The sequence below is a fragment of the Vibrio sp. 1249-1 genome, assembly GCF_033340495.1.
On the sequence record NZ_JAWOWJ010000839.1, the window covers coordinates 1 to 591 of the forward strand.

The window sequence follows — 591 nt, forward strand, 5'->3', positions numbered from 1 at the left end:
CTGAAACGTCAGCAAGCTGTCGTAGAAAAAGTACTGCGTATCGAAGAAGAAAACTTCGGTCGTACACTTGAGCGCGGTATGGCGATTCTAAACGAAGCGCTAGATAACTTAGATGGTAAAGTGCTCGACGGTGAAACCGTATTCAAACTTTACGATACTTACGGCTTCCCAGCTGACTTGACTAATGATGTTGCGCGTGAACGTGAGTTCGCGATTGACGAAGAAGGCTTCGAGAAAGCAATGGAAGAGCAGCGTCAGCGTGCGCGTGAAGCGGGTCAGTTCGGTACAGACTACAACGCAGCAATTAAAGTTGATACACAAACTGAATTCTGTGGCTACGTTGGAACAAAAGGCTCTAGCTCAGTGGCTGCAATGTTCGTTGAAGGCAACGAAGTGGATTCTCTATCTGCTGGCGACAAAGCGATCATTGTGCTTGGTGAAACCCCATTCTACGCTGAGTCAGGCGGTCAATGTGGTGATGCGGGTGAAATCCGCACTGAAGCTGGTGTATTCCGAGTAGAAGATACTCAAAAGTTAGGCAACGCAATCGCACACCACGGTGTTATGGCGGAAGGTGTTCTAGCGAAAGGC

Annotated in this window: 1 protein-coding gene; it reads left to right on the top strand. The window is 48.6% G+C overall.

Annotation, left to right across the window (positions count from 1 at the left end; all coding sequences use genetic code 11):
- The coding region (locus R7Z50_RS29215; RefSeq protein WP_318149976.1) for an alanine--tRNA ligase-related protein at positions 1 to 591 on the top strand (591 nt) is incomplete at both ends.